Raw genomic sequence first — 26,095 nt, forward strand, 5'->3', positions numbered from 1 at the left:
TCTTGCCTCTGTCGTTCCGGACGGAGAACGACCGGCCGGAGGAACGGTTCCAAAAGGGGCGGGTCGGTTCCCCGGACGCCACGCAAGACGCCCCCGGAACCGGACAGCCCTCATGGCGTTATGACATGAGCCCGAGGGGCACCTGCTATCACAATAAGGAAACGATGCGTGCCACCCCATGAAAATGGGGAGTGGTTCTGTGTGGGAGTGAAGGATGAATCTCGCCTCTTTCAGCAAGGGACCCGAGGGCGGAAGGCTCCCCGTGACGCTCGCATTGTTGGGGGCCTTGTGCCTCGTTTCGATCGTGTGTCTTTATCCGGTCATCCTCGCGACGATTTCGTTTCTGGCGCAAGTATCGCTGTTTATCCTCAATGGCATCGCCGCGCTGCTGGCGCATCGGGGCGATGCGGGCATTCCCGTCGCCATCGAGGCGCAGTCCGAGGGGCTGGTCTTTTCCGTGCATGTGCCGACCCATGACGAGCCCCCGCATCTTGTGATCGCGACGCTCGCCGCGCTGCGGGCGCAGAAAAACGCGCCGCCCTACGAGGTCATCGTGATCGACAACAATACCAGGGATCCGGCGGTCTGGTTGCCGGTGGAACAATGGTGCCGGGAAAACCCGCTCTTTCGGTTCCTGCACAGGGAGGGCGTGGTGGGGGCAAAGGCCGGTGCGCTCAATATCGCGCTGGCGCAGAGCCGCCCGGACGCCACCCATATCGTCACGGTCGATGCCGATTATCAGGTCCAGCCCGACTTCCTGACGGTCGCGGCGGCGGAGATCGCGGCGCGGCGGGTCGATTTCGTGCAGTTTCCGCAGGCCTATCGCTGTTGCGACGCGGCGGGGTCGGGAATCGCGCTGGAGCTGTCCGATTATTTCGACCGTCACGCCCGCGCCGCCAACCGGGCGGATGCGATGCTGCTGACCGGCACGCTGAGCGTCATCCGCAAGGAGGCGCTCCTGGAGGTCGGCGGCTGGTCCGCCCGCACCGCCACCGAGGATGCGGAGCTGGGATTGCGGCTTTGCGAGGCGGGCTTTCGCGGCGCTTTCGCCCGGCAGGTCGTGGGGCGCGGCCTCTTGCCCCTGACGCTGAATGCGCTGCATCGCCAGCGGTTCAGATGGGCTTCGGGCAATATGCGCACGCTGTTGCTGTGGCTGTCGGGACGGACGACCGGCGCGGCGCGGCCGCGGCTGGCGCGGCAGGTTCTGGCGGCGACGCAACTGACCGCCTGGGTGAACTTCGCGCTGCCTGCGGCCCTGGCGCTGCTGATCTCGGCGGTGCAGATGGCCGCGCATGTGCCGGCCGGGGCGCAGGGCGCCGCGATCGCCTTTGCGACCTTGCTGCTTGTGATGGCCTCGGCGGCAATTCCGCTGGTCGTCGCGGGCAACGGCAGCATGGCGCATGTCGCAACCGCGGTCTCTACCCGCATCGCCTTGCTGCCCACCGCCGCCGCCGCGACGGTCGCGGGCATGTTCCCCGGCGTTCAGGTTTTCAGGGTGACGCCGAAGGCGATCTGCGGCGCGCGCGGCAAGGCCGACCCGCCCGTGGCGATGATCGTCGCCTCTGTCTGCGGTGTCGGGCTGGTGGCGGCGGGGCTGGCGATGGGGTCGCTGCCGCTGACGGGCGGCGGGGTCTTGCTGCTCCTGCCGCTGCTGGCCGCGGGGCTCACCGCCCGGGGGCTGGCCGGTTACGCCTCGGTCCTGCGCATGAGGGAGGTCTGACATGGTGTTTCCCGCCGCCGTCGTCATCCCGACATGGAACCGCGCGCATCTGATCGCCAAGGCGGTCGAGGCCGCTTTGGCGCAATCACATCCGGACAGGGTGATCGTCGTCGTGGATGACGGATCGACCGACGGGACCCGTGCCGCGCTTTCCCCCTATCTCGCCCATCCGGATGTCGTGCTGGTCGAGCTGGCGCAGAACGCGGGCACCGCGCAGGCGAAGAACGTGGGCATCCTGCTGGCCGCCGGCCGCGCGGTGACGTTTCACGATTCCGACGACCTGCCGCACCGCGACAAGGTGCTGCGGCAGGCGCTGGTGATGGCGCGCGGGGATGTCGGCGCGGATCCCTGCCTGAACTGGGCGCTTGCCGGGCAGACCCCCGGCGGCACGCTGCGGATCGGCGCGGTGCTGCATCACCATGCCCTTGTCCTGCCCGATGGCCGCCGGGTGGAGATCACGCGCGAGCTTTCGCTGATCGACGACATGTTCCCGAACTTGCAGATGGGATCGGAGGTGCCGGGCGACTGGACGCATGTCAACTCGGGCCTGTTCCACCCCGATCTGTTCGCCCGCCTTGGCGGTTTCATCGACGGGATCGAGGAGGACAGGGAGTTCCGCAACCGCGTGATCCTGTCGGGGGAAATCGTGTGGATGATCCGCGACGTGCTGATGACCAAGATCGAGACCCCGGATTCCCTCTCGCAGTCGCGGGCGACGGGTTATGACAGCGACCGCCGCAGGCGGGACCGGGAGGAGGTCTGGTCGCGGATCGACCACTGGCTCAGGACCCGTCAGGTGCAGCCGGTGGAGATCGATCTGGGCGATCTCGGCATTTCGCGGATATCGAATGCGGGCCGCGTCGGGCTGTCGGATGCGCTGGCGACGGCGCGGTCGCGCGAAACCGTCCGGCGGGCGATTGCGCGGGGGATGGACAATGGCTGACCTCCGGATCGTGGATCCCTGCGCGCCGCGACCCTACGACACGGTGCAGTCCCTGCGCGGTCTGGGCGGGACCGAGGCGACCGTCCTGCGCATCGCGAACGCCTTGTCGGGTGAGCTTGACGTGGTGATCGAGCAGGCCACGCGGTCGTCTTCGCTCCGCCTCGACGGGGTCAGGTTCCGGCCGATGGATCTGGCCGTGCCTCTGGGCCGGGTCATCGTGGTGATCAACGCATGGAAGGTCGCCCTGCGCCTGCGCCGCACCAATCCCGATGCGCGGATCTGCCTGTGGCTGCATGTCCATCCCGGCCGGCACAACCGGCAGATGGGGCAGCGCCTGCGCGAGGCGGATATCGCCGTCATCTGCGTTTCGCGCAGCCATGCCGGGACGCTGAGCCGTTTTCTGCCCGTGCGGCCCCGAACGGGCTTCATCCACAACCCGGTGTCGGACGATCTGCGCCCTGATGACACCCCGCGCGACAGGGACCGGCTGGTGTTCGCCAGCTCGCCCCACAAGGGCCTGCCTGAGGTCGTGCGGATCTTCTACGAGGCACGGCGCGTCCTTCCGGGGCTGAAGCTCGTTCTGGCGAATCCGGGGTATCTGCGCTGGCCCATGCCGCTGCTGCCGACGGGCACGCTGGTGCGCGGGTCCCTGACGCATGACGAGGTGATCGCCGAATTCCGCCGCTCGCTATGCCTGTTCTATCCGCAAAGCGGGTTCGCCGAGACCTTCGGGCTGGTGATCGCCGAGGCGAATGCCGTGGGCTGCCCGGCCCTGCTGCACGGCGACATCGGCGCCAATCGAGAGATCGCCTCGACCCCGGATCAATGCGTGGATGCCGGGGATCTGGACGCCATCCTCGCACGGCTGACCGAATGGCGCGCCGCGCCGCCGCGCATTGGCGTCAGGCCCGAATTCCGGCTGTCCGCGGTGGCATCCGTGTGGCTCGACATGGTGAGGTCCGGGGATGGCGCGCTCCCCGGTGCCGATGCCGTGGAAGGCCAGTTCACCGCGCGCGAGGGGGCCGGGTCATGAATTTCCCCCGCAGCCGGCAGATGGAACGCTTTGGAAACCAGTCGGGCTGGCGGGTGGCCGTGGTGATCCCGGCCCGCAACGAACAGGACCGCATCCGGGGCTGCCTAGATGCCCTTGCCGCAAGCCTTGCGCGGGCGCGCTGCCCGGGCGGTATCGTTCTTGTGGTCAACAACACCGATGACGCGACCGCCGCGATCGCGCGTGACTGGTGGGGGGCGCATCCCGACAGTCCGGGGATCCTGCTCGACTGCGAAAGCCCCGCGGATCAGGCCGGCGTGGGCTGGGCGCGCCGGCAGGGGCTGGACGCCGCCTCCGCGCAATTGCCGCAAGACGGCAACCTGATGACCTCGGACGCCGATGCGCGTGTCGATCCGGGCTGGGTCGCGGCGAATCTTGCCGAACTCACACAGGCCGATCTGATCTGCGGCACGGTCCGCCCGATGGAGGCGGAACTGTCCCGCCTTCCCGACGCCTTCGGCCGCCACGGCCCGCGCGAGGGCGCCTATATGCAGGCGATCGTGCGGCTGATCTCGACGCTCGATCCGCAGCCGCATGATCCCGCCCCCGCGCATCGCAACGCCGCCGGGGCGAGCCTTGCGTTTTCCGCGCGGCTTCATGCCGATGTGGGCGGTATGCCCTGCCTGCCGATCCGCGAGGACCGGGTGTTCGTCGGGAATGCCGAGGCGCGCGACTGGCGCATCCGATATGCCGGCGCCCCCGTCGTTCTGGCGTCCTGCCGGCTGACCGGCCGGACCGGGGGCGGCATGGCCGCGGCGCTCCGCGCGCGCATCGAGGAGGACGATCCGCTGTGCGACGAGTTGCTGGAACCCGCCCGGACGGCCTTGCTGCGCTATGGGCTGAAGGGGCAGTTGCGGCGGTCATGGCCGGATGGGGCGCTGGTCGGGGTGCTGACGCCGCACCTTCCGCCGGGGCGTGATCGAGGCGGGCATTTCGGCGCCTTCTGGCGGCTGGTCGAGAATGCCCTGCCCGGGCTGCGGCCCGTCCGCCTGCGGCAAAGCGATCTGCCCGCGCAGCAGAAGATCCTGAACGACTGGTTCGCCGGGCAGCCCCCCGGCAGGGAGAGGACATGACAGGGATTGCCGCGGTCATGGATGCAATCGCCGCGCGGGCCGGGGATGCCGATCAGGGCAGGGCCGGTCTGGACGCGGATATCCGGCTGCTCTTTGTGTCGGGCGTGCTTGAACGGCTTGTCGCCACCGCCTCGGGTTCCCGGGTGCGCGAGGCGGTCACGCTCTTTCGTTCGCTGGGGCGCGCGAGCCTGTCCGTCGGGCGGCTGGCCGAGGGACATGTGAACGCGCTGCGCCTGATCGATCTGTATGGGAGCGAGGATCAGATCGCCCGCTTCCGCATGGCCGCGGCAGATGGGGAACTGTTCGGCGTCTGGGGGGCCGAGGGGGCGGTCGCCGTCTCGATCGAGAGGACCGATGGTCAGGTCGCCCGTCTGGCGGGCGGCAAGCGGTTCTGTTCCGGCCTCGGTCTGGTGCGCCACGCGGTGGTGACGGCGCGTGGCGAAGAGGGGGTTCAGCTTGTCATCGTGGATGCGGGGGATCCGCGGCGTCAGGATGCCTCGGGCTGGAAGACGACCGGGATGCGGGCCACGGAATCGGGATCTTACGACCTGAACGGAATCCGCGGCGAACTGCTTGGCAAGCCCGGCGATTACCTGCGCGAACCGTGGTTCGAGGGCGGTATCTGGCGCTATGCGGCGCTGCATTGCGGCGCGCTCGAAGCCCTGGCCGACGCGGTGCGCGACCGGGTGGCGATGCTCGACGATCCCGGCCCGATGCGGGCGGCGCGGCTGGTCGAGCTGACCCGCCTTGCGCAGACGGCGCGGCTTTGGGTCGAACATGCCGCCGGGGCGGTCGAGGCGGCCGACTCGCCGGATATCGTCGCGGCCCTTCTGGCGCGGGAGGCGGTGGAAGAGGCCTGCCTGCGCGGGATCGCCATCGCGGACAGGGCACTGGGCACGCGGGCCTTCATGGAGGGGACCGCGGTCGAACGGATCCGGCGCGATCTGGCCTTCTTCCTGCGTCAGGCCAATCTGGACGGAAAGACGCAACTGGCGGCGCGCCTGATCCTGAACCGCGCCCGCGATGGGGGATCCACATGATCAGCGCCTTCCTTCGCCACGCGGGCCGCGCCCCGCTTGTCGCCGCCGACGAGATCGCCGGAGGCGGCAATGTCCTGCTGCTGGCGCCGCATCCAGATGACGAGACGCTTGGCTGCGGCCAGCTGATCGCGGCGCTGACCCGACAGGGGGTCACGGTGCAGGTGGCCGTCGTGACGGATGGCGGGGCCTCGCATCCCCGCTCGCGCCTCTGGCCGCGCGAGAGGCTGGCGGCGCTGCGGGCCGCCGAGGTGCGCGAGGCCATTGCCCTGATCGGGGGCGGGCAGGCGCCGCCGCCCGTCCTGCTCGGTTATCCCGATCTGGCGGCCCCGGATGATCCGGCCGCGCGCGCCGAGGCGGTTGCGAGAATATGGGCATCAAGGCCCGGAAACTGCCGCGCCGTCCTGTCGACGTGGGAGGGCGATCCCCACCCGGATCATCAGCGCGTCGCGAAAATCGCGCGGCTGCTGTGCGCGCAGTCGCCGGGGTTGTCGCATTGGGCCTATCCCGTCTGGGGACGTTTTGAACAGGCGGTGCCGCAGGGGCGGATGGTCCGCTTCGACGATCCCCTGCTGCACGCTCTGAAGGCCCGCGCGCTGGCCGCGCACAAAAGCCAGATGACGGACCTTGTGCCGGACGATCCCACCGGCTTCGTGATGCCCGCGGACCAGCAGAGGCATTTCCTGACCCATCCGGAGATCTTCCTCCATGTCTGAGGATTTCCTCTCTCGCCGGCAGGCGCATTTCGACGCGCTCTATCGGGCGAACCCGGACCCGTGGGGCTATCGAACCAGCCGCTATGAGCAGGAGAAATACGAGGCCACGCTGGCCGCGCTGCCGGCAAAACGCTATCGCGCGGCGATCGAGGTTGGCTGTTCCATCGGCGTGCTGACGGAAATGATCGCCGGCCGGGCCGACGCCGTGACCGGGATCGACCTGTCGGAACATGCGATCGCGCTGGCGCGCAGGCGGCTGGCGCATCGCCCGGACATACATCTGATCCGCGGTTCCGTGCCCGCCGACTGGCCGGGGGGAGTCTGGGATCTGATCCTCCTTTCGGAGGTTCTTTACTATCTGTCGGCAGCGGAGATCGGGGATCTGGCCCGCAAGACCGCCGCATCCGCCCTGCCGGGGGCGCATTGCATCCTCGTGAACTGGAGGGGCAAGACCGACACGTCATGGCGCGGACCGGAGGCCGCGGAGGAATTTCTGAACTGCCTCGCCGCGCGGGCACGCCTTGCGGATCGCATGAGCCTGCGGAAGGAGATGTTCACGATCGACCGGGTGACGCTTGCCTGACCATGGGCGGCGCTCCACGGTGGTTTTCGGCGAGACGGTCTGTCGGCGGTGCCGGGTGGCGGCGAGGCCTACTACCTCGTCGATGTCGTTGAATCGGATCGGTCGCTGCGGACGTCCTGCCCGGTGGGCGTGCGGGAACGTCCGGAAGGATCCGCCATCGGGCTGGTGTTTCCGGCCTTCATGCCCGGGCTGGCAAAGAACGTTCCGAGGCGGATGGGCCGAGCCCCGACATCGGGCAGGAGATCTTCCGCGTCGGGACCACGGGCTTCGCGCTCGATCCGGAGAATTGCGAATCCGGCCTGACCTGCGCCGGGGTGCGGCAACGCCTTGGCCGCCGTCGCGGCAACGCGGGGCGTTCTGGCGATCACGCAATGCGGCCTGCACGCGGTCGCCCGGCCCCGCAGGGCAACCGATCGATCGCAGGGCAGGCAGGGCACCATTGCCGGAGATGACGTTCGGGCTATCTGTCGGGTGTGAGGCATAGGAGGACGACCCCGGAGAGGGTGCGCGGCATGCGGTGATATGTCGCGCCTGCGCGGCGCGTCAAACGGCGGGATGCCCGCGTCGATCCGGTCTTCATCCTCCGCCCGGCAAGGACGGGAATCGGCCCCGCCGGGCGGCGCGGATCGGTGGTTCGTCCGCGCCGGGAAGGGGGATTCGGCGCTGCGGCGCTGCGGATGCGGAAAACCGTCATCTGCGATAAATATTTTATATCGTTTGCTTTTCCAGCCCGGATTCGCCGCCCATCCACGGCCCGGGATGGGGTTTCGTCCGGATTCTGGTATGCTTTTCATCGGCAAAATGCGGCGTTCCGGTTGACCTGACAGGGGGCCGCAGATAATGCTCTCCTTAGCCGGAACCTGCGCGATGATTTGTCGCGACCTGAGGGAGCCAAATGATGCACGACATGCTGCGTGAATATCTTCCCATCCTCGTCTTTCTGGCATTGGCAGTTGTTCTTGGGCTCGTGCTGGTCCTCGCGGCTGTAGTGCTGGCCGTCCGCAATCCCGACCCGGAGAAGGTCTCCGCCTACGAATGCGGGTTCAACGCCTTTGACGATGCGCGGATGAAATTCGACGTGCGGTTCTACCTCGTCTCGATCCTGTTCATCATCTTCGACCTCGAAGTGGCGTTCCTGTTCCCCTGGGCGGTGGCCTTCGGGGATCTGAGCATGACCGCCTTCTGGTCGATGATGGCTTTCCTGGCGATCCTGACCGTCGGCTTTGCCTATGAATGGAAGAAGGGGGCGCTGGAATGGGCGTGATGACTTCGGCCAATACCGCGGGCGCCGACCGCGAGGTGGCGACCCAGTCGCTGAACAAGGAATTGCAGGACAAGGGGTTTCTGCTGACCTCGGCCGAGGATCTGATTTCCTGGGCGCGCAACGGCTCGCTCCACTGGATGACCTTCGGGCTGGCTTGCTGCGCGGTCGAGATGATCCAGACCTCGATGCCGCGCTATGACCTCGAACGGTTCGGCACGGCGCCGCGCGCCTCGCCGCGGCAGTCGGACGTGATGATCGTCGCCGGCACGCTGACCAACAAGATGGCCCCGGCGCTGCGCAAAGTGTATGATCAGATGCCGGAACCCCGTTACGTGATCTCGATGGGGTCCTGCGCGAATGGGGGGGGATACTACCACTACAGCTATTCGGTCGTGCGCGGCTGCGACCGGGTCGTGCCGGTCGATATCTACGTGCCGGGCTGTCCGCCGTCGGCGGAGGCGCTGCTCTACGGGGTATTGCAGCTTCAGCGCAAGATCCGCCGCACCGGCACGCTGGTGCGCTGAGGGGAGGGGAAGATGAGCGACGCTCTTGAAGAACTTGCCGCCCACATCGCCGGGAGGCGGCCGAACGACGTGATCTCGACCGAGGTGGCCTTCGGTCAGCTTACCGTCACCGTCACCCCCGGCTCGATCGTGGAATTCGTTGAATTCCTGCGCGACGACGCAAGCTGCAAATTCTCGACGCTGGTCGACCTGACGGCGGTCGACTGGCCGGAACGGCTGGCGAGGTTCGACATCGTGTGGAATTTCCTGTCGATGTGGCGCAACCAGCGCGTCCGGGTGAAGGCTGCCGTCCGTGAAGAGGAAATGGTTCCCTCGATCACCTCGGTCTTCCCGGCGGCGAACTGGTATGAACGCGAGGTCTTCGACCTGTTCGGCATCCTGTTTTCCGGCCATCCGGACCTGCGCCGCATCCTGACGGATTACGGCTTCCGCGGCCATCCGCTGCGCAAGGATTTCCCGACCACCGGCTATACCGAGGTCCGCTACGACGAGGTGCGCAAGCGCGTCGTCTACGAACCCGTCAAGCTGGTGCAGGAATATCGCCAGTTCGATTTCCTCTCGCCGTGGGAAGGCGCGCAATACATCCTGCCCGGCGACGAAAAGGCGGAGGCGAAGGGATGAGCGACCTCCAAACCGGCACCTGCCTGTGCGGCGACTGCACCTTCACCGCGCGCCCGGCGCATGAGGCGGGCATCTGCCATTGCTCGATGTGCCGGAAGTGGTCGGGCGGCATGTTCATCTCGGTCGAGAGCGAGGCGCCGCTGGAGTTCGTGGCCGGCGCGCCGGTCAGCATCTATCCGTCCAGCGAATGGGGCGAGCGGCTGTTCTGCGGCCATTGCGGATCGCATATCGCGTGGCGGTCGGCGGATGGGAAATCCACTCATGTCTCGATCCAGTGCTTCGCCGATCCCGCGCAGTTCGAGCTGACGCATCAGATCTTCATCGACTGCAAACCCGGCAATTACGCGATCGCCAACGCGACGCAGACCATGACCGAGGCGGAATTCCTCGCGATGGTCGCGCCCGGCATGGAAGGAGGCGCATGATGGACGGCGGCATCCGGCAGAACCATTATGACGACGGCTCGAAAGATCTGTTGACGAACGAACAGCAGATCCGCAACTTCAACATCAACTTCGGGCCGCAACACCCTGCGGCGCACGGCGTTTTGCGTCTGGTGCTGGAACTCGACGGGGAAATCGTCGAGCGGATCGACCCGCATATCGGCCTGCTGCATCGCGGCACCGAGAAGTTGATGGAAAGCCGCACCTATCTGCAGAACCTGCCCTATTTCGACCGGCTGGATTACGTCGCGCCGATGAATCAGGAACATGCCTGGTGTCTGGCGATCGAAAAGCTGACCGGGACCGCGGTGCCGAAGCGCGGGCAGACCATCCGCGTGCTGTTTTGCGAGATCGGCCGCATCCTGAACCATCTGCTGGCCGTTACCTCGCAGGCGATGGACGTGGGCGCGCTGACCCCGCCGCTGTGGGGGTATGAGGAACGCGAAAGCCTGATGATCTTCTACGAACGGGCCTGTGGCGCGCGTCTGCACGCGAACTACTTCCGCCCGGGCGGGGTGCATCAGGATCTGCCGCCCGCGCTGATCGACGATATCGAGGCATGGGCGCAGAAGTTCCCGAAGCGGCTCGATGACATCGAGACGTTGCTGACGGAAAACCGCATCTTCAAGCAGCGCAACGTCGACATCTTCAACATCACCGAGGAAGACATCACCCGCTGGGGCTATTCCGGTGTGATGGTGCGCGGATCGGGCTTTGCATGGGATCTGCGCCGCTCGCAGCCCTACGAAAACTACGACGAATTCGATTTCGACATTCCGGTGGGCAAGAACGGCGATTGCTACGATCGCTATCTGGTCCGCATGGCCGAGATGCGGGAATCGACGAAGATCATCCTGCAGGCCTGCGCGAAGCTGCGCGAAACCCCCGGCGAGGTGCTGACGCGCGGCAAGATGGCCCCGCCGAAACGCGCCGAGATGAAGCGGTCGATGGAAGCGCTGATCCATCACTTCAAGCTCTATACCGAGGGATTCCACGTGCCGAAGGGCGAGGTCTATGCCGCCGTCGAGGCGCCCAAGGGCGAATTCGGCGTCTATCTGGTGGCGGATGGCACCAACCGGCCCTATCGCGCCAAGCTCCGCTCGCCCGCCTATGCGCATCTGCAATCGCTGGACGAATGCGCGCGCGGCTATCAGCTCGCCGATATCTCGGCGATCCTCGGCACGCTCGACATCGTTTTCGGGGAGATCGACCGCTAATGCTCCGCCGTCTGTATCAGGAACAGCCTGAAACCTTCGAATTCACTCCGGCGAACCTCGAATGGGCGCGGGCGCAGATCACCAAATATCCCGTTGGGCGGCAGGCCTCGGCGATCATTCCGCTGCTGTTCCGCGCGCAGGAACAGGAAGGCTGGCTGACCAAACCGGCGATCGAATACGTGGCCGACATGCTCGACATGGCCTATATCCGGGCACTTGAGGTCGCGACCTTCTATTTCATGTTCCACCTGACGCCGGTGGGGTCGGTCGCGCATCTGCAGATCTGCGGCACGACGCCGTGCATGCTGCGCGGATCCGAAGACCTGATCGCCGTGTGCAAGCGCAAGATCTCCGCGCATCCGCATGAACTGTCGCTGGACGGCAAGCTGTCGTGGGAAGAGGTCGAATGCCTCGGCGCCTGTTCCAACGCGCCGATGGCGCAGATCGGCAAGGATTATTTCGAGGATCTGTCCGAGGAAAGCCTTGAGACGCTGATCGACGAACTGACCGCCGGCAAGACGCCGCGCCCCGGATCGCGCATCGGGCGGTTTTCGTCCGAACGCGCGGGGGAGCAGGTCGCGCTTCTGGACACCAAGGGCGACCGCGAGGAATTCAACGCCACCACGGCGCTGGCGGTGTCGATCGGCGATGCGTTCAAGCGCATCGACGGGACCGAGGTGCCTTTGCGCGCGCCGTGGCAGACCTCGGGCCAGCGCGGGCCGATCGGCGTGATGGGGACGGAACGTCCGAAATCGGCGGTGCAGCAGGCCGCTGCGGCGAAGGCCGAACCGAAGCCCGCCGGTAACAGTCCCGTCGACCGGACGGGCGTGACGAAGCAGCAGGCCGTCGTCGCCGACAAGGGCAAGCCCGAGGCGGTGCTGGCCGTGGCATCGGGCGGCACCGCGATGGCCGCGGCCGGGCAGACGGTGGCGCCGCCGCCGGAGGAGCAACCGAACGGCGGGGGGCAAAGGCCCGAGGGGCTCGCCGCGCCGCGCGACGAGAAGCCGGACGACCTGAAGATCATCGAGGGGATCGGCCCGGTGCTGGAGGCGCGCCTGCACGCATGGGGCATCTTCCATTTCGACCAGATCGCCGCCTGGGGCCCGGAACAGGTGCTGTTCGCCGACGAAAACGTGCCGGGCTTCAAGGGCCGCTGCACGCGCGACAAATGGGTCGCGCAGGCGAAGATCATCGTCGAGGAGGGGATCGACCGCTTCCTCGAACGGGCGAAGACGAACGACTACTGATCCTTTCGGGGATCATGGGGCGGGCAGCAACCCGCATCCGCAAGGCCGGGGACCGATGGTCCGCCAACTGAGGGAAACGAGATGCTGAAAGATCAGGACCGGATCTTTACCAACCTCTACGGGATGCACGACCGCTCGCTGAAGGGCGCGATGATGCGCGGCCATTGGGATAATACCGCGGGCATCCTGGCGAACGGCCGGGACTGGATCATAGAACAGATCAAGGCCTCGGGTCTGCGCGGCCGGGGCGGCGCGGGCTTCCCGACCGGGCTGAAATGGTCCTTCATGCCCAAGGCTTCGCCCGACGGGCGGCCCTCGTTCCTGACGATCAACTGCGACGAATCCGAACCCGGCACCTGCAAGGACCGGGAAATCATGCGCCACGATCCGCATTGCCTGATCGAGGGCGCGCTGATCGCCGGTTTCGCCATGGGGGCGGCGGCGGCCTATCTGTATATCCGCGGCGAATACACGCGCGAGAAAGAGGCCCTGCAACAGGCGATCGACGAGGCCTATGAGGCCGGATTCCTCGGCAAGAACGCCTGCGGGTCGGGCTATGATTACGATGTCTACCTGCACCACGGCGCGGGCGCCTATATCTGCGGCGAGGAAACGGCGCTGCTCGAAAGCCTTGAGGGCAAGAAGGGCATGCCCCGGATGAAGCCGCCTTTCCCGGCGGGGGCGGGGCTTTACGGCTGCCCGACGACGGTGAACAACTGCGAATCCATTTCCGTCGTGCCGACGATCCTGCGCCGGGGGGCGGACTGGTTCGCCTCCTTCGGGCGGCCGAACAACACGGGGACCAAGCTTTTCGCCATGTCGGGCCACGTCAACACGCCCTGCGTGATCGAGGAATCGATGTCGGTTCCGATGCGCGAGCTGATCGAGCGGTATGGCGGCGGCGTGCGCGGCGGGTGGAAGAACCTGAAGGCGATCATCCCCGGTGGTGCGTCCTGCCCGATCCTGCGGCCCGAGCATTGCGAAGACGCGATCATGGATTTCGACGGCATGCGCGAGGTGAAATCCTCGCTCGGCACGGCCTGCATGATCGTCATGGACCAGTCGACCGACGTGGTGAAAGCGATCTGGCGGCTGTCGAAATTCTTCAAGCACGAAAGCTGCGGGCAATGCACGCCCTGCCGCGAGGGCACCGGCTGGATGATGCGCGTCATGGACCGCATGGTCACGGGCGAGGCGGAGATCGAGGAAATCGACATGCTGTTCAACGTGACGAAGCAGGTCGAGGGCCACACAATCTGCGCGCTCGGCGATGCCGCGGCCTGGCCCATTCAGGCGTTGATCCGCAACTTCCGCGAAGAGATCGAGGACCGCATCAAGGCCCGCAAGACCGGGCGCATGGGGGCGATGGCCGCGGAATGAGACAGTCGCTTCCCCTCACGCTCGCGCTGGCGGCCTGTGCCGCGCCTCCGGTTCCCGAACGGGCGCCGGCGGTGGCGGGCTATGCCGCCGCGCATGCGGGCGGGGCGCTGATCGTGACGCGCGACGCCGCACCCTTCACCTATTCCGACGGGGCCGAGGCCCGCCGCGCCGCCGACCGGCTCTGCGGCGGCAGGGTGGAGTCCTCGACCGAAGACAACTTCCGCGACGGCGCCTGGATCTATCCGCGAGGCTGCGCATGAGCCTCGCATCATTCACTCCGGGCAAACCCCGCAACCGCAACTGACAGGTCTGATCATGTCGAACCTTCGCACAATCATCATCGACGGCCGTGAGGTCGAGGTTGATCCGAACCTGACGATCCTGCAGGCCTGCGAACAGGCGGGGATCGAGGTGCCGCGCTTTTGCTATCACGAGCGGCTGTCGATCGCGGGCAACTGCCGGATGTGTCTGGTCGAGGTGCTGGGCGGCCCGCCGAAGCCCACGGCATCCTGCGGCATGCAGGTCAAGGACCTGCGCCCCGGCCCGGAAAACGCACCGCCGGTGATCAAGACCAATTCGCCGATGGTCAAGAAGGCCCGCGAAGGGGTGATGGAATTCCTGCTCATCAACCATCCGCTCGACTGCCCGATCTGCGATCAGGGCGGCGAATGCGACCTTCAGGATCAGGCGATGGCCTATGGCGTCGATTTCTCGCGCTACCGCGAGGCGAAGCGGGCGTCCGACAACCTGAACCTCGGCCCGCTGGTCTCGACGCAGATGACGCGCTGCATTTCCTGCACCCGCTGCGTGCGCTTCACCACCGAGGTGGCGGGCATCACCCAGATGGGCCAGACCGGCCGCGGCGAGGATGCGGAGATCACCTCCTATCTGAACATGACGCTGGATTCGAACCTTCAGGGCAATATCGTCGATCTGTGCCCGGTGGGGGCGCTGACCTCGAAGCCCTATGCCTTCACCGCGCGCCCGTGGGAACTGTCGAAGACCGAATCCATCGATGTGATGGATGCGCTCGGCTCGAACATCCGCGTCGACACCAAGGGGCGGGAGGTGATGCGCATCCTGCCGCGCAACAACGACGCGGTGAACGAGGAATGGATTTCCGACAAGACCCGCTACATCTGGGACGGTCTGCGCCGCCAGCGGCTGGACGTGCCCTACATTCGCGAGGGCGGCAAGCTGCGCAAGGCGAGCTGGGGCGAGGCTCTGGCCGCTGCCGCCAAGGCGATGACGGGGAAGAAGGTGCTGGGCCTTGTGGGCGATCTGGCCCCGGTCGAGGCGGCCTTCAGCCTGAAACGGCTGATCGAGGAACTCGGCGGCAGCGTCGAATGCCGCACCGATGGTGCGCGGCTGCCGGCGGGGAACCGTTCGGCCTATGTCGGCAATGCGGCGATTTCCGACATCGACCATGCCAAGCGGATCGTGCTGATCGGCACCAACCCGCGCGACGAGGCGCCGGTGCTGAACGCCCGCATCCGCAAGGCATGGGGCAACGGGGCCAAGATCACGCTGGTCGGGCCGGAGGCGGATCTGACCTATGACTACATCCCGGCCGGTCAGGATCGCGCCGCGCTGGCCGCCCTGCTGGATCAGGCCGAGGCCACCGAGGGCGCGCTGGTCATCGTCGGGCAGGGCGCGATCAGCGAGGCGGATGGCGAGGCGGTGATCGCCCATGCCATGGCGCTGGCCGAAAAGCTGGGCGGCAAATATCTGGTGCTGCACACCGCCGCCGGGCGCGTGGGCGCGATGGATGTGGGCGCGGTGACCGAAGGTGGTCTTGCCGCCGCCGTTCAGGGCGTGGAGGTGATCTACAACCTCGGCGCCGACGAGATCGAGATCAAGCCGGCCTCCGAGGGTGGGCCCTTCGTGATCTATCAGGGCAGCCATGGCGACCGGGGCGCGATGCGCGCCGACATCATCCTGCCCGCCGCCGCCTATACCGAGGAAAACGGCCTTTTCGTGAACACCGAGGGGCGGCCGCAGCTTGCGCTCCGCGCCGGGTTCGCGCCGGGCGAGGCGAAGGAGAACTGGGCGATCCTGCGCGCGCTTTCGGCGCAACTGGGCGCGGTGCAGCCGTGGAACGATCTGGCCGGGCTGCGCCGGGCGCTGGTCGCCGCAGTGCCGCATCTGGCGCAGGTGGACCGGGTGCCGGACAACGGCTGGTCGCCGGTCGCCTTGCGCGACATGGCGGATGCGGGCTTCCGCCCGGCAATCGCCGATTTCTACTTCACCAATCCGATCGCGCGGGCCTCGGTGGTGATGGCGGAATGTTCGGCCCTGCACAAGGCGCGCGCGGCGGGCGCGTCGCTGGCGGCGGAGTAGGGCGATGGCGGCTGTCCGGCATATCGCGGGTCTTGTCCTTCCGGCGCTGCTGGCGGGCGGGATGGCGCGCGCGCAGGACGCCGCGCCCGAACCGCCGAAGGAAGAGATCGCCTATCTGGGGATCGAGACGCGGATGATCGACCCCGAACTGGTCGAGATGCGCGCCGCGCTGAAGGGCGGCGCGAGTGATGAGGCGATCACCGCCTATCTGCGCTGCGCCGTCGCGCAATACGCGCTGATCCGCGGCATGGATACGGCGCGGCAGATCCGCACCGTGGTCAGCGAACGCTTTGGCAAATGGACGGGCGAGGCGGTCTACATGATCGGCAAGGGCCATCCGCGCGGCTTCGACCGGGTCGAGGCACAGGAAATGGTGGGCGAATGCGCGGTAAAAGGCATCCCCACGGTATGACGCGATTGAGGAATACCCGCATCCGGGCCGGTGGGCACAGGGCGAGACGGGCAGAGGGACAAAATGGCTGAGTTTCTGGCAACACCATTCGGAACATTCCTCCTGATCCTGGGGCAATGTCTTCTGGTCACGGTCTGCATCCTGGTCGCGCTGGCCTTCCTGATGTATGCCGACCGCAAGATCTGGGCGGCGGTGCAGATGCGCCGGGGGCCGAACGTCGTCGGCGTCTTCGGCCTCCTGCAGAGCTTCGCCGACTTCGGCAAATACATCATCAAGGAAATCGTCGTGCCCGCGGGGGCCGACAAGTCGGTCTATTTCATCGCGCCGATGCTGTCCTTCATCCTGCCGGTGATCGCCTGGGCGGTGATCCCGTGGAACACGGGCTGGGTGATTTCCGACATCAACGTGGCGATCCTCTATATCTTCGCGGTCTCCTCGCTCGAGGTTTACGGCGTGATCATGGGGGGCTGGGCGTCGAACTCGAAATACCCGTTCCTCGGCTCGCTGCGGTCCGCCGCGCAGATGGTGTCCTACGAGGTCTCGATCGGCCTGATCATCATCGGGGTGATCATCTCGACCGGCTCGATGAACTTCGGCGCCATCGTCGACGCGCAGAGGGGGTCGTTCGGGCTGTTCAACTGGTACTGGCTGCCGCATCTGCCGATGGTGGCGCTATTCTTCATCTCGGCGCTGGCGGAAACCAACCGTCCGCCGTTCGACCTGCCTGAAGCGGAATCCGAACTCGTCGCGGGCTATCAGGTCGAATATTCCTCGACCCCGTTCCTTCTGTTCATGATCGGCGAGCTGATGGCCGTGGTGCTGATGTGCGCGCTGATCAGCCTGCTGTTCTTCGGCGGCTGGCTGAGCCCGATCCCGGGCCTGCCGGACGGGGTGTGGTGGATGGTGATCAAGATGGCTTTGTGCTTCTTCGCCATCTCGATGGTGAAGGCGATCACGCCGCGCTACCGCTACGACCAGCTCATGCGGATCGGCTGGAAGGTGTTCCTGCCGCTGTCGCTCGCCTGGGTGGTGATCGTGGCGTTTCTGGCGAAATTCGAAATTCTCGGCGGCTTCTGGGCGCGCTGGACCATAGGAAGCTGAGTGGGGGGAGACTGAGCCATGGCATTCGACTACGGACGCGCAGCGAAGTATTTCGTCCTTTGGGATTTCATCAAGGGATTCCAGATCGGGTTGCGTTACTTCTTCGCGCCCAAGGCGACGATCAACTACCCGCATGAAAAGGGGCCGCTGTCGCCGCGCTTTCGCGGCGAACATGCGCAGCGCCGCTATCCGAACGGCGAGGAACGCTGCATCGCCTGCAAGCTGTGCGAGGCGATCTGCCCCGCGCAGGCGATCACCATCGATGCCGAGACCCGCGCCGACGGCTCGCGCCGCACCACGCGCTACGACATCGACATGACGAAATGCATCTATTGCGGTTTTTGTCAGGAAGCCTGCCCGGTTGATGCTATCGTGCAGGGGCCGAATTTCGAATTCGCCACCGAAACCCGCGAGGAGCTGTTCTACGACAAGGCCAAGCTGCTGGACAACGGCGACCGTTGGGAAGTGGAGATCGCCCGCAACATCGAACTGGATGCACCCTACAGATGAACGAGGAATTCTCGAAACTCTTCAAGACGATGATGGAGCAGGGGACGGAAATGGCCCGCCTGTTCAATCCGGCATTGGAAAGCTTCAGTCCCGTCAATTTCGAGAAATTCTTCCCCACCATGTCGAAGGACATGATGGAGATCTGGTTCGGCCGGACCTTCAACCGCGAAGGGCTGGATGCGCGCACGCGGCTGTTGCTGACGATCGCGGCGCTGACGGTTCTGGGTGCGCAGGCCGATGCGCAACTGCGGCTGACGATCCGCCACGCGCTGGAAGCCGGCGCGACACAGCGGGAGATCGCCGAGGCGATCTTTCAGATGAGCATGTTCGGCGGCGTGCCCGCCATGACCCGCGCGCTGGAGATCGCGCGATCGGTCTTTGACGAGAAATCGGGGGATAACACATGATGGCGTTTGCGTTCTGGCTGTTCGCCGTGGTGGCGGTGGTCGCGGGCTTCATGGTGGTCATGGCGAAGAACCCGGTGCATTCGGTGCTGTGGCTGATCCTCACCTTCCTGTCGGCTTCGGGGCTGTTCGTGCTGCTGGGGGCGGAATTCGTCGCCATGCTGCTGATCATCGTCTATGTCGGCGCGGTGGCGGTGCTGTTCCTGTTTGTCGTCATGATGCTGGACGTCGATTTCGCCTCGCTGAAGGGCGAACTGGTCAGATACATGCCGCTTGGCCTGCTGATCGCGCTGGTCATGCTGATGCAGCTTGGCATCGGCTTCGGCGCATGGGCGACGGCGGATGGCTCGGCCGCGCTGCATCAGGCGCCGACGCCCGCGGACATCCACAACACCAAGGCGCTCGGCCTGCTGATTTATGACCAATACCTTTACCTGTTCCAGGCCTCGGCGCTGGTGCTGCTGGTGGCGATGATCGGGGCGATCCTGCTGACCCTGCGGCACCGCACCGACGTCAAGCGGCAGAACGTCATCGAACAGATGCACCGCGATCCGGCCAAGTCGCTGGAGCTTGTGGACGTCAAACCGGGGCAGGGCTTGTAATGGATACCGCCAGTTGGATCGCCGTATTCCTTGCGGTGTTCGTCGCCGTGATGGCGGGAATTTCTACTAAGCGCAAAAAAGGCGAAGAACGGGACAGGAGCCGGCGATGATCGGACTTGAGCATTATCTGGGGGTGGCGGCGGTTCTGTTCGTCACCGGCATTTTCGGGATCTTCGTCAACCGCAAGAACGTCATCGTCATCCTGATGTCGATCGAATTGATGCTGCTGGCGGTGAACATCAACCTTGTCGCCTTCTCGGCCTATTCGGGCGATCTGGTGGGACAGATCTTCACCATGTTCGTGCTGACCGTCGCCGCGGCAGAGGCGGCGATCGGGCTTGCGATCCTCGTCGTCTTCTTCCGCAACCGTGGCACGATCGCGGTCGAAGACGTGAACGTGATGAAGGGGTAAGAGCATGGAAACGATCATTCTTCTTGCCCCGCTGTTCGGAGCGGTCGTGGCAGGCTTCGGCTGGCGGCTGATCGGGGAAAAGGGCGCGCTGGCGCTGACCACCGGCCTGTTGTTCCTGTCCTGCCTGCTCAGCTGGATCGTCTTTTTCGGCTTCGACGGCACGACGCGGCATGTCACGCTGATGCGGTTTCTGGAATCCGGCACGCTCGACGTCACCTGGGGGCTGCGGCTCGACCGGCTGACGGCGATCATGCTGATCGTGGTGACGACGGTTTCGGCGCTCGTGCATCTGTATAGCTGGGGCTATATGGCGGACGACCCGGAATTCGACGCGGACGAGCCCTACAAGGCCCGCTTCTTCGCCTATCTGTCCTTCTTCACCTTCACCATGCTGGCGCTGGTGACGGCGGACAATCTGCTGCAGATGTTCTTCGGCTGGGAAGGGGTGGGGCTGGCGTCCTACCTGTTGATCGGCTTCTACTTCAAGCGGCCCTCGGCCGGGGCCGCGGCGATCAAGGCCTTCGTGATGAACCGGGTCGGTGATTTCGGCTTCCTGATGGCGATGTTCGGGCTGTTCTATCTGGCCGGATCGCTGGATTTCGACACGATCTTCGCGCAAGCGCCCGAGATTGCGCAAACCACCGTCGCCTTCCTGTGGCGCGACTGGAACGCGGCGGAGATCGTCTGCTTCTTCCTCTTCGTCGGCGCGATGGGGAAATCGGCGCAGCTGTTCCTGCACACATGGTTGCCCGACGCGATGGAGGGGCCGACGCCGGTTTCCGCGCTGATCCACGCCGCGACGATGGTCACCGCCGGGGTGTTCCTCCTGGCGCGGATGTCGCCGCTCTTTGAATACGCGACCGAGGTGAAGCATTTCGTCGTCTTCATCGGCGCCACCACCGCCTTCTTCGCGGCGACGGTGGGGCTGGTGCAGAACGACATCAAGCGGGTGATCGCCTATTCGACCTGTTCGCAGTTGGGCTACATGTTCGTCGCGGCGGGGGTGGGGCTTTATCCGGTGGCGATGTTCCACCTGTTCACCCATGCCTTCTTCAAGGCGATGCTGTTCCTTGGCGCGGGCTCGGTCATCACGGCGATGCACCACGAACAGGACATGCGCAATTACGGCGGCCTGCGGGCCAAGATCCCGCTGACCTTCTGGGCGATGCTGATCGGCACGCTGGCCATCACCGGCGTCGGCATTCCGCTGACCCATATCGGCTTCGCGGGTTTCCTGTCGAAGGACGCGGTGATCGAGGGCGCATGGGGGGCCGGGGCGGGCTATGCCTACTGGATGCTGATCATCTCGGCCGTCTTCACCGCCTTCTATTCCTGGCGGCTGATGTTCCTGACCTTCTGGGGCGCGCCGCGGGGCGATCATCATGCGCATGACCACGCGCATGAAAGCCCGATGGTGATGCTGATCCCGCTTGGCGTTCTGGCGCTCGGCGCGGTCTTCGCCGGGATGATCTGGTACAACAGCTTCTTTGGCAGCGAGGCGGGGATCGCCTCCTTCTTCGCCACCGAATCCGGTGCGGTCAGCCCCGCGCTGGACCACGAGGTGCTGGAGGCCGCGCACCATACCCCGCTGCTGGTCACCGCCTCGCCCTTCATCGCGATGCTGGTTGGCTTCGGCACGGCGTGGCTGTTCTACATCCGCGATACGGGCCTGCCCGCGCGGATGGCGGCGCGGTTCGGGCTGCTCTACCGCTTCCTTCTCAACAAATGGTATTTCGACGAGATCTATGACCTGCTTTTCGTGCGCACCACGAAGGGCCTTGGCAACTTCCTGTGGAAGAAGGGCGACGTGAAGATCATCGACGGGACCGTCAACGGGGTTGCGCTCGGCATCGTGCCGATGCTCGCCCGCCTCGCAGGCCGGATGCAGTCCGGCTACCTCTTCCACTATGCTTTCGCCATGGTCATCGGCCTCGTCGTTCTGATGTTCTGGGTCGTCCTGGCCGGGGGGTCCCAATAATGGAAAACCTGCTTTCCATCATCACTTTCGTTCCCCTCGTGGCCGCGACGATCCTGGCGCTGGTGCAGCACGGGCAGAGCGAGGCGGCCGACCGGAACGCCCGCTGGTTCGCGCTGATCACCACGATCGTCACCTTCCTGATCTCCCTGTTCCTGCTGGTGGGCTTCGACCGCACCAATCCGGACTTCCAGTTCGTCGAGGAATATCACTGGATCCTCGGGATGAAATACAAGGTGGGGGTGGACGGGATCTCGGTCCTGTTCGTGGTGCTGATCACCTTCCTGATGCCGATCACCGTCGGCGCCGCCTGGATCGAGAACCGGCGCGTCAAGGAATACATGGTCACCTTCCTGATCCTCGAAGGGCTGATGATCGGCGTGTTCACCGCGCTCGACATGGTGCTGTTCTACCTGTTCTTCGAGGCGAGCCTGATCCCGATGTTCCTTGTGATCGGCATCTGGGGTGGGCGGCAGCGGATCTACGCGACCTTCAAGTTCTTCCTCTACACCTTCTTCGGCTCGGTGGTGATGCTGGTCGCGATGATCGCGATGTTCGTGCAGACCGGCACCACCGACATCACCGAGCTGATGCAATACACCTTCCCGACCGAGACGATGACCGTACTTGGCATCTCGATCCCTGGCGGGATGCAGACGCTCTTGTTCCTTGCCTTCTTCGTGTCCTTCGCGGTGAAGGTGCCGATGTGGCCGGTGCATACCTGGCTGCCCGACGCGCACGTTCAGGCGCCGACGGCGGGGTCTGTCGACCTTGCGGCGATCCTGCTGAAGATGGGCGGCTACGGCTTCCTGCGCTTTTCGCTGCCGATGTTCCCGGCGGGTGCGAGCATCATGGCCGATTTCATCATGACGCTGTCGGTGATCGCGATCATCTGGACCTCGCTCGTCGCGCTGATGCAGACGGACATGAAGCGGCTGATCGCCTATTCCTCGGTCGCGCATATGGGCTTCGTCACCATCGGCATCTTTGCGGTGAACCAGCAGGGGATCGACGGCGCGATGTTCCAGATGCTGTCGCACGGGGTGGTGTCCTCGGCGCTGTTCCTGTCGGTCGGCGTTCTGTATGAACGGCTCCACACCCGCGAGATCGCCGCCTATGGCGGGATCATGAAGCGGATGCCCGCCTATGCGATGATCTTCATGTTCTTCACCATGGCGAACATCGGCCTGCCGGGCACCTCGGGGTTCATCGGTGAATTCCTCGCGATCACCGGGGCGTTCCAGGCGCACAGCACCATCGGCTTCTTCGCGGCGACCGGGGTGATCCTGTCAGCGGCCTACGGGCTGTGGCTGTATCGCCGGATCTTCATGGGGCCCTTGGTGAAGGAAAGCCTGAAGGGGCTGAAGGATCTTGACCTGCGCGAAAAGCTGATGCTGATCCCGCTCGTCGTGCTGATCGTGGCGCTTGGGGTCTATCCGCCCTTCATCACCGATATCGTCGGCCCGACGGTCGTCCGTCTGGTGCAGAACTATGACGCTGCCATCGCCGTCTTTACGGCCGGTCAGTGAGGGAGAAAGAACGATGACTTCTGCGGATTTCTCCACCGTCCTGCCGGAATTCCTGCTGGCGGTCTACGCCATGGCGGCGCTGCTTTACGGGGTCTGGGCCGGCAAGGACAAGACGGCGGTGACGCTGCTGTGGGTGACGGTCGGTGTGATGCTGCTGCTGGGCCTGTGGGTCGGCGCGGGCGGATCGGGGTCGCGCACGGCCTTTGGCGGGCTCTTCATCGACGATGCCTATGCGCGCTTCACCAAGGTGCTGGCGCTGTTCTCCGCCGCCGCCGTGATGGCGATGAGCGCCGACTACATGCAGCGGCGCAACCTCTTGCGGTTCGAATTCCCGGTGCTGGTGGCGCTCGCCGTCGTCGGCATGATGATGATGGTTTCGGCCGGCGATCTGATGTCGCTCTATCTGGGGCTCGAGCTGATGTCGCTGTCGCTCTACATCGTGGCGGCGCTGCGGCGCGATTCCGCGCGGTCCTCCGAGGCGGGGCTGAAGTATTTCGTGCTCGGCTCGCTCAGCTCGGGGCTGCTGCTCTACGGCGCCTCGCTGACCTACGGTTTCGCGGGGACGACGAGCTTTGCCGGCATCATCACCGTGGTGCAGGACGGGCATCTGCCGCTCGGCGTGCTGTTCGGCATGGTGTTCATGATCTCGGGGCTGGCGTTCAAGGTCTCGGCGGTGCCGTTCCACATGTGGACGCCCGACGTCTACGAAGGCTCGCCCACGCCGGTGACGGCCTTCTTCGCCACCGCGCCCAAGGCTGCGGCGATGGCGCTGATCGGGCGGCTGCTGTTCGACGCCTTCGGGCAGGTGACGGGCGACTGGGGGCAGGTGATCGCGCTGATCGCGCTGGCCTCGATGTTCCTTGGCGCCATCGCCGGGGTCGTGCAGACCGACATCAAGCGGCTGATGGCCTATTCCTCGATCACCCATATGGGCTTCGCGCTTCTGGGCCTGCTCGCCGGCACCGCCGCGGGGGTGGAGGCGACGCTGATCTACATGACGATCTATGTCGCCACCAATGTCGGCGTCTTCGCCTTCATCCTGTCGATGGAACGCGACGGGCAGCCGGTCACCAACCTGACGGCGCTGAACCAGTATGCGCAGGCGCAACCGGTGCGGGCCTGGGCGGTGCTGGTGCTGTTCTTCTCGCTTGCCGGGGTGCCGCCGATGGTGGGCTTCTTCGGTAAGTTGACGGTGATCCGGGCGGCGCTGTCGGGCGGCTATGTCTGGGTGGCGGCGCTTGGCATCCTCGCCTCGGTCATCGCGGCCTATTACTATCTGCGGATCGTCTACTACATGTATTTCTCCGAAGAGGCCGAGACGCTCGACAGCCGGATGCCGCTGGTGCAGTTCGGGCTGCTGATGCTGGCCGCGGTGCTGACGCTGGCGGGGGCGATCAACCTCTTCGGGCTCGAAGGCGCGGCGGCGTCGGCGGCGGCATCCCTTGTGCAATGATCTGACGGACTGGCCCGAGGGTGTCGCGCGCCATATCCTCGGCGCGGTCGACAGCACCATGTCCGAGGCCGCCCGTCTGGCCCCGCATCTGTCGGGGCCGGCGTGGATTCTGGCGCGCGAACAGACGGCGGCGCGGGGCCGGCGCGGCCGGGTCTGGCGCAGCCCGCCCGGCAATCTGGCGGCGACGCTGCTGTTCCGGCCGCAGGTGGCGCTGAGCCAGTGGGGGCTTTATTCCTTCGTCGCGGCGCTGGCGCTCGATACGGCGCTGGCGCGGGTCTCGGGGCCGCATGCGCGGCTGTCGATCAAATGGCCGAACGATGTGCTGCTGAACGGCGGCAAGATCGCGGGGATCCTGCTCGAAACGATCGGGCAGGGGCCTGCGCCCGCGCATCTGGCGATCGGCTTCGGCGTGAACCTCGAGGCCGCGCCGCCCGCCGCCGTGGTCGAACCCGGCGCGGTGACACCCGTGAGCCTTTTGGCCGAAACCGGCATCACCGTGGCGCCGGAAGAGTTCCTCGCGCCGCTGGCGATGGCCTTCGCGCGGCTTTCACGGCAATATGAGACAGAGGGCTTTGCGCCCATCCGGCAGGCATGGCTTTCACGGGCGGCGCGGCTTGGCCAGCCGGTGACGGCCCGAACCCAGACCCGCACGACCGAAGGCATCTTTGAAACCATCGACGAGGGCGGCGCGATGATCCTGCGCACGCCTCGGGGGCCGCAGGCGATCTCGGCGGCCGACGTGTTCTTCTGAGGAGGCGGCATGCTTCTGTGCATCGACTGCGGCAACACCAATACGGTCTTTTCGATCTGGGACGGGGAAAGCTTCATCTCGACCTGGCGGATCGCCACCGATCACCGCCGCACGGCGGATGAATATTTCGTCTGGCTCAGCACGCTGATGAGCCTCAAGGGCATCCATGCGAGCATCACCGAGGCGATCATCTCCTCGACCGTGCCGCGGGTGGTGTTCAACCTGCGCGTCCTGTGCAACCGCTACTTCGATTGCCGCCCCTTCGTGGTGGGCAAGCCGGGCTGCGAACTGCCCGTGGCGCCGCGCGTCGATCAGGGCGCGACCGTCGGGCCGGACCGCCTTGTCAATGCCGTCGCGGGGTTCGACCGGCATGGCGGGGACCTGATCGTCGTGGATTTCGGCACCGCCACGACCTTCGATGTGATCGACACCGATGGCGCCTATATCGGCGGGGTGATCGCGCCCGGCGTGAACCTGTCGCTCGAGGCGCTGCACATGGCCGCCGCCGCGCTGCCGCATGTCGACATCACCCACCCGGAAAAGGTGATCGGGACGAATACCGTCGCCTGTATCCAATCCGGGATCTTCTGGGGCTATATCGGTCTGGCCGAGGGCGTCGTGCGGCAAATCCGGGCGGAACACGGCCGACCGATGCGTGTTATCGCGACAGGGGGGCTTGCACCTTTGTTCGATCAAGGGTTTGACCTGTTCGACAAGGTCGAGGACGACCTGACGATTCACGGGCTCCGGCTCATTCATGATTACAACAAGGGGCTGGCTGCGTGAG

The 26,095-nt window shown here is 65.7% G+C and carries 27 protein-coding genes; all 27 read left to right on the plus strand.

Annotated elements, in window-relative coordinates; all coding sequences use genetic code 11:
• Window positions 1-262 precede the first annotated feature (262 nt).
• The 27 genes from D2T30_RS01060 (at window position 263) to D2T30_RS01185 (ending at window position 26,094) form a co-directional block, all read left to right on the plus strand.
• Window positions 263-1,720 (plus strand): glycosyltransferase family 2 protein, encoded by a 1,458-nt coding sequence (locus tag D2T30_RS01060; protein ID WP_164884173.1) that lies wholly within the window; start codon window positions 263-265, stop codon window positions 1,718-1,720.
• A 1-nt stretch (window position 1,721) separates the two neighbouring features.
• Entirely contained in the window at window positions 1,722-2,663 is a 942-nt protein-coding gene (locus D2T30_RS01065; protein ID WP_128207283.1) for a glycosyltransferase family A protein, read from the plus strand.
• Window positions 2,656-3,696, plus strand: a complete 1,041-nt coding sequence (locus D2T30_RS22980; protein WP_164884174.1) for a glycosyltransferase family 4 protein — start codon at window positions 2,656-2,658, stop codon at window positions 3,694-3,696. Before D2T30_RS01065 ends, D2T30_RS22980 begins: the two co-directional genes overlap by 8 nt.
• Window positions 3,693-4,787 carry a glycosyltransferase family 2 protein gene (locus tag D2T30_RS01070; protein ID WP_164884175.1) on the plus strand — a complete coding sequence of 365 codons (1,095 nt, stop codon included), beginning with the start codon at window positions 3,693-3,695 and terminating at the stop codon, window positions 4,785-4,787. Before D2T30_RS22980 ends, D2T30_RS01070 begins: the two co-directional genes overlap by 4 nt.
• Window positions 4,784-5,827: an acyl-CoA dehydrogenase family protein gene (locus D2T30_RS01075; RefSeq protein WP_128207285.1), complete on the plus strand. Its 1,044-nt coding sequence runs from the start codon at window positions 4,784-4,786 to the stop codon at window positions 5,825-5,827. Before D2T30_RS01070 ends, D2T30_RS01075 begins: the two co-directional genes overlap by 4 nt.
• Window positions 5,824-6,540, plus strand: a complete 717-nt coding sequence (locus D2T30_RS01080) for a PIG-L deacetylase family protein (RefSeq protein ID WP_128207286.1) — start codon at window positions 5,824-5,826, stop codon at window positions 6,538-6,540. The genes D2T30_RS01075 and D2T30_RS01080 overlap by 4 nt, the downstream gene beginning before the upstream one ends.
• On the plus strand, window positions 6,533-7,123 hold the full coding sequence (locus D2T30_RS01085) for a class I SAM-dependent DNA methyltransferase (RefSeq protein WP_128207287.1): 591 nt from the start codon (window positions 6,533-6,535) through the stop codon (window positions 7,121-7,123). Before D2T30_RS01080 ends, D2T30_RS01085 begins: the two co-directional genes overlap by 8 nt.
• An 898-nt stretch (window positions 7,124-8,021) precedes the next feature.
• Entirely contained in the window at window positions 8,022-8,387 is a 366-nt protein-coding gene (locus tag D2T30_RS01090) for an NADH-quinone oxidoreductase subunit A (RefSeq protein ID WP_128184075.1), read from the plus strand.
• Window positions 8,387-8,911 carry a NuoB/complex I 20 kDa subunit family protein gene (locus tag D2T30_RS01095; RefSeq protein ID WP_128184358.1) on the plus strand — a complete coding sequence of 175 codons (525 nt, stop codon included), beginning with the start codon at window positions 8,387-8,389 and terminating at the stop codon, window positions 8,909-8,911. The genes D2T30_RS01090 and D2T30_RS01095 overlap by 1 nt, the downstream gene beginning before the upstream one ends.
• Before the next feature lie 12 nt (window positions 8,912-8,923).
• A complete protein-coding gene (locus tag D2T30_RS01100; RefSeq protein WP_128207288.1) occupies window positions 8,924-9,532 on the plus strand; it encodes an NADH-quinone oxidoreductase subunit C in 609 nt (202 codons plus the stop codon).
• Entirely contained in the window at window positions 9,529-9,957 is a 429-nt protein-coding gene (locus D2T30_RS01105) for a GFA family protein (RefSeq protein ID WP_128207289.1), read from the plus strand. The genes D2T30_RS01100 and D2T30_RS01105 overlap by 4 nt, the downstream gene beginning before the upstream one ends.
• Window positions 9,954-11,192: an NADH-quinone oxidoreductase subunit D gene (locus D2T30_RS01110; RefSeq protein WP_128184081.1), complete on the plus strand. Its 1,239-nt coding sequence runs from the start codon at window positions 9,954-9,956 to the stop codon at window positions 11,190-11,192. The genes D2T30_RS01105 and D2T30_RS01110 overlap by 4 nt, the downstream gene beginning before the upstream one ends.
• The gene (locus tag D2T30_RS01115) at window positions 11,192-12,439 is read left to right on the plus strand and encodes an NADH-quinone oxidoreductase subunit E (protein ID WP_128207290.1); all 1,248 of its coding nucleotides are present in this window, start codon (window positions 11,192-11,194) and stop codon (window positions 12,437-12,439) included. The genes D2T30_RS01110 and D2T30_RS01115 overlap by 1 nt, the downstream gene beginning before the upstream one ends.
• Window positions 12,440-12,520: 81 nt before the next feature.
• Window positions 12,521-13,819, plus strand: a complete 1,299-nt coding sequence (nuoF, locus tag D2T30_RS01120; RefSeq protein WP_128207291.1) for an NADH-quinone oxidoreductase subunit NuoF — start codon at window positions 12,521-12,523, stop codon at window positions 13,817-13,819.
• Complete coding sequence (locus tag D2T30_RS01125; RefSeq protein WP_128184087.1) at window positions 13,816-14,079, plus strand: hypothetical protein; 264 nt, start codon at window positions 13,816-13,818, stop codon at window positions 14,077-14,079. Before nuoF ends, D2T30_RS01125 begins: the two co-directional genes overlap by 4 nt.
• A 55-nt stretch (window positions 14,080-14,134) precedes the next feature.
• Window positions 14,135-16,159 (plus strand): NADH-quinone oxidoreductase subunit NuoG, encoded by a 2,025-nt coding sequence (nuoG, locus tag D2T30_RS01130; RefSeq protein WP_128207292.1) that lies wholly within the window; start codon window positions 14,135-14,137, stop codon window positions 16,157-16,159.
• Between the two features lie 4 nt (window positions 16,160-16,163).
• Window positions 16,164-16,571, plus strand: coding sequence for a hypothetical protein (locus D2T30_RS01135; RefSeq protein ID WP_128207293.1), 408 nt, complete (start codon window positions 16,164-16,166; stop codon window positions 16,569-16,571).
• A 63-nt stretch (window positions 16,572-16,634) separates the two neighbouring features.
• Entirely contained in the window at window positions 16,635-17,672 is a 1,038-nt protein-coding gene (gene nuoH, locus D2T30_RS01140) for an NADH-quinone oxidoreductase subunit NuoH (RefSeq protein WP_128207294.1), read from the plus strand.
• Between the two features lie 18 nt (window positions 17,673-17,690).
• Entirely contained in the window at window positions 17,691-18,182 is a 492-nt protein-coding gene (gene nuoI / locus D2T30_RS01145; RefSeq protein WP_128184095.1) for an NADH-quinone oxidoreductase subunit NuoI, read from the plus strand.
• Window positions 18,179-18,589 carry a carboxymuconolactone decarboxylase family protein gene (locus tag D2T30_RS01150; protein ID WP_128184097.1) on the plus strand — a complete coding sequence of 137 codons (411 nt, stop codon included), beginning with the start codon at window positions 18,179-18,181 and terminating at the stop codon, window positions 18,587-18,589. Before nuoI ends, D2T30_RS01150 begins: the two co-directional genes overlap by 4 nt.
• A complete protein-coding gene (locus tag D2T30_RS01155; protein WP_128184099.1) occupies window positions 18,586-19,188 on the plus strand; it encodes an NADH-quinone oxidoreductase subunit J in 603 nt (200 codons plus the stop codon). The genes D2T30_RS01150 and D2T30_RS01155 overlap by 4 nt, the downstream gene beginning before the upstream one ends.
• 106 nt (window positions 19,189-19,294) lie before the next feature.
• Window positions 19,295-19,600 carry an NADH-quinone oxidoreductase subunit NuoK gene (nuoK, locus tag D2T30_RS01160; RefSeq protein WP_128184101.1) on the plus strand — a complete coding sequence of 102 codons (306 nt, stop codon included), beginning with the start codon at window positions 19,295-19,297 and terminating at the stop codon, window positions 19,598-19,600.
• A 4-nt stretch (window positions 19,601-19,604) separates the two neighbouring features.
• Window positions 19,605-21,578 (plus strand): NADH-quinone oxidoreductase subunit L, encoded by a 1,974-nt coding sequence (nuoL, locus tag D2T30_RS01165; RefSeq protein WP_128207295.1) that lies wholly within the window; start codon window positions 19,605-19,607, stop codon window positions 21,576-21,578.
• Complete coding sequence (locus tag D2T30_RS01170; RefSeq protein ID WP_128207296.1) at window positions 21,578-23,104, plus strand: NADH-quinone oxidoreductase subunit M; 1,527 nt, start codon at window positions 21,578-21,580, stop codon at window positions 23,102-23,104. Before nuoL ends, D2T30_RS01170 begins: the two co-directional genes overlap by 1 nt.
• A 13-nt stretch (window positions 23,105-23,117) precedes the next feature.
• Entirely contained in the window at window positions 23,118-24,557 is a 1,440-nt protein-coding gene (nuoN, locus tag D2T30_RS01175) for an NADH-quinone oxidoreductase subunit NuoN (protein WP_128184107.1), read from the plus strand.
• 1 nt (window position 24,558) lies between these two features.
• Window positions 24,559-25,308, plus strand: coding sequence for a biotin--[acetyl-CoA-carboxylase] ligase (locus D2T30_RS01180; RefSeq protein WP_128207383.1), 750 nt, complete (start codon window positions 24,559-24,561; stop codon window positions 25,306-25,308).
• Window positions 25,309-25,317: 9 nt separating this feature from the next.
• Window positions 25,318-26,094 (plus strand): type III pantothenate kinase, encoded by a 777-nt coding sequence (locus D2T30_RS01185; RefSeq protein ID WP_128207297.1) that lies wholly within the window; start codon window positions 25,318-25,320, stop codon window positions 26,092-26,094.
• Window position 26,095: the final 1 nt, after the last annotated feature.

It is taken from the genome of Paenirhodobacter populi (assembly GCF_004022215.1).
Classification (GTDB): Bacteria; Pseudomonadota; Alphaproteobacteria; order Rhodobacterales; family Rhodobacteraceae; genus Rhodobacter; species Rhodobacter populi.

Bases quoted from the DNA above. Each gene is read 5' to 3' on its own strand.
- D2T30_RS01065 (WP_128207283.1), top strand. From the start codon at position 1,722: ATGGTGTTTCCCGCCGCCGTCGTCATCCCGACATGGAACCGCGCGCAT.
- D2T30_RS22980 (WP_164884174.1), top strand. From the start codon at position 2,656: ATGGCTGACCTCCGGATCGTGGATCCCTGCGCGCCGCGACCCTACGAC.
- D2T30_RS01070 (WP_164884175.1), top strand. From the start codon at position 3,693: ATGAATTTCCCCCGCAGCCGGCAGATGGAACGCTTTGGAAACCAGTCG.
- D2T30_RS01075 (WP_128207285.1), top strand. From the start codon at position 4,784: ATGACAGGGATTGCCGCGGTCATGGATGCAATCGCCGCGCGGGCCGGG.
- D2T30_RS01080 (WP_128207286.1), top strand. From the start codon at position 5,824: ATGATCAGCGCCTTCCTTCGCCACGCGGGCCGCGCCCCGCTTGTCGCC.
- D2T30_RS01085 (WP_128207287.1), top strand. From the start codon at position 6,533: ATGTCTGAGGATTTCCTCTCTCGCCGGCAGGCGCATTTCGACGCGCTC.
- D2T30_RS01090 (WP_128184075.1), top strand. From the start codon at position 8,022: ATGCACGACATGCTGCGTGAATATCTTCCCATCCTCGTCTTTCTGGCA.
- D2T30_RS01095 (WP_128184358.1), top strand. From the start codon at position 8,387: ATGACTTCGGCCAATACCGCGGGCGCCGACCGCGAGGTGGCGACCCAG.
- D2T30_RS01100 (WP_128207288.1), top strand. From the start codon at position 8,924: ATGAGCGACGCTCTTGAAGAACTTGCCGCCCACATCGCCGGGAGGCGG.
- D2T30_RS01105 (WP_128207289.1), top strand. From the start codon at position 9,529: ATGAGCGACCTCCAAACCGGCACCTGCCTGTGCGGCGACTGCACCTTC.
- D2T30_RS01110 (WP_128184081.1), top strand. From the start codon at position 9,954: ATGATGGACGGCGGCATCCGGCAGAACCATTATGACGACGGCTCGAAA.
- D2T30_RS01115 (WP_128207290.1), top strand. From the start codon at position 11,192: ATGCTCCGCCGTCTGTATCAGGAACAGCCTGAAACCTTCGAATTCACT.
- nuoF (WP_128207291.1), top strand. From the start codon at position 12,521: ATGCTGAAAGATCAGGACCGGATCTTTACCAACCTCTACGGGATGCAC.
- D2T30_RS01125 (WP_128184087.1), top strand. From the start codon at position 13,816: ATGAGACAGTCGCTTCCCCTCACGCTCGCGCTGGCGGCCTGTGCCGCG.
- nuoG (WP_128207292.1), top strand. From the start codon at position 14,135: ATGTCGAACCTTCGCACAATCATCATCGACGGCCGTGAGGTCGAGGTT.
- D2T30_RS01135 (WP_128207293.1), top strand. From the start codon at position 16,164: ATGGCGGCTGTCCGGCATATCGCGGGTCTTGTCCTTCCGGCGCTGCTG.
- nuoH (WP_128207294.1), top strand. From the start codon at position 16,635: ATGGCTGAGTTTCTGGCAACACCATTCGGAACATTCCTCCTGATCCTG.
- nuoI (WP_128184095.1), top strand. From the start codon at position 17,691: ATGGCATTCGACTACGGACGCGCAGCGAAGTATTTCGTCCTTTGGGAT.
- D2T30_RS01150 (WP_128184097.1), top strand. From the start codon at position 18,179: ATGAACGAGGAATTCTCGAAACTCTTCAAGACGATGATGGAGCAGGGG.
- D2T30_RS01155 (WP_128184099.1), top strand. From the start codon at position 18,586: ATGATGGCGTTTGCGTTCTGGCTGTTCGCCGTGGTGGCGGTGGTCGCG.
- nuoK (WP_128184101.1), top strand. From the start codon at position 19,295: ATGATCGGACTTGAGCATTATCTGGGGGTGGCGGCGGTTCTGTTCGTC.
- nuoL (WP_128207295.1), top strand. From the start codon at position 19,605: ATGGAAACGATCATTCTTCTTGCCCCGCTGTTCGGAGCGGTCGTGGCA.
- D2T30_RS01170 (WP_128207296.1), top strand. From the start codon at position 21,578: ATGGAAAACCTGCTTTCCATCATCACTTTCGTTCCCCTCGTGGCCGCG.
- nuoN (WP_128184107.1), top strand. From the start codon at position 23,118: ATGACTTCTGCGGATTTCTCCACCGTCCTGCCGGAATTCCTGCTGGCG.
- D2T30_RS01185 (WP_128207297.1), top strand. From the start codon at position 25,318: ATGCTTCTGTGCATCGACTGCGGCAACACCAATACGGTCTTTTCGATC.